Annotated in this window: 1 protein-coding gene; it reads right to left on the reverse strand. The window is 56.4% G+C overall.

Annotation, left to right across the window (positions count from 1 at the left end):
• Nucleotides 1–17: 17 nt before the first annotated feature.
• A partial coding sequence (locus KDK14_RS10930) for a hypothetical protein (RefSeq protein ID WP_257265142.1) occupies nt 18–1485 on the reverse strand: 1468 nt, incomplete at its 5' end.

The following is a 1485-nucleotide window of genomic DNA, read 5'->3' on the forward strand; positions in this document are numbered from 1 at the left end:
CGAAGTGCCAGCTACAGTCAGGTGAAAAATTCGGTTTCGCTGGCGGCGGAAATATAAACACCACCGGCGTCTACCGGCAGCACCCGGTAACCATTGGACCAGTCATCCACCAGCACCGCTGCCGAATACTGGCCGCTGCCATAATCACCGGCATCCATCACTGACTCTGCAGCACTGCCTGCGTAGTAACCACCACCACCGGCGGTGGTAAAGCTCTGGTTCTGGTTGAAACTGTTGGCGTCCAGAATCAGATCACCGGTGCGCTCCAGTGCAGCAATAGGGTCTTTGCCAAATTCAACCCGGGCAGAGGTAAAGGATTGAGCTACACCCGTCTGATAACCGCCAGCCACCAGACCGACAAAATAACCATCCGCATCGGCAATCTGAACACCGGTGTGGCGGGCATAAACGGAAAAATCTGAATAAGGAATGGATACCCCATCACCCACTTTGGCAACGGACTGTGAACGGTTGGTCGCCCGGGCTTCACTGCCGGCAATACCGGCCAGCAGGCCACCGGACGCGGCAAAGGCGGCGGCATAGGCGGTTTCATAGCCATCGTTACCGCTGCCCGTTTCAGAGCGGACAACCACCTTACCGTTGCCATTAAAAATGGCACCATTCGCAATTTCGGCCTGGGCCCTGGTCTCTGTGGTTGCATAAGCAAACGAGCCACCCATGGCACCACCGGCAGCCACGGTCACGCCATAGGCACTGGAGTAAAGGCTGGGTGCTGACTGGGCATTGACATTAACCACACCCATACCCGTACCTATCGTGCCATAAACGGTGACATTAACGTCAGAGTCATCATGGGCAGAGGTCACCACCCCCTGAACACCCGCCAGCAGACCACCGGCCAGGGCAAAGCCTGTACTCTTGACCATACCCTCATTGACAGCAGACAGGGTCATGTTGTTATAGCCATCGATCAGTTTGCCCTGCTCGCCGATCCAGGCATCAATATCGCCATTTTTCCCGGCATAGCCGACACTGGCACCGATGGCAGCAGCACCAATATTGATATTCAGCGAACCATCGGTAACAGACGACGGTTTGCCACTGCTCACATCACCCAGGCGGATTTCCGTACTGTCCCTGGCGGTTACCTGCAGGTCACCGGTATCATCACCTTCAGCGGAGTTGATACCAGCCACCACCCGGTTCTCACTGCGGGCATCGGTGTAGTTGATAACCACACTGGTGCCACCCAGGCCGACAATAAAGCTCTTCATCTCCAGGGCGGCATCGTCATCGCTGACATTTTCCAGGCTGGCACCAATCACCACATCGTTGGCTTTAACATTGCTATCCACCGTGGCAATGTTCATCTCATAGGAGCGACTGATACCCACCACCCCGGCAATCCCGACGGAACTTGCCTGGGCGGCTCCCAGCCCCTGGTAACTGTGCTGCAGTGTCCGGCTGTTGACATTCAGGGTATCCACATCCACCAGACCACCACTGATCCGGGCGGCGGTGACA

The sequence above is a fragment of the Endozoicomonas sp. ONNA2 genome, assembly GCF_024606365.1.
In the GTDB taxonomy this organism is placed as follows: Bacteria; Pseudomonadota; Gammaproteobacteria; order Pseudomonadales; family Endozoicomonadaceae; genus Endozoicomonas.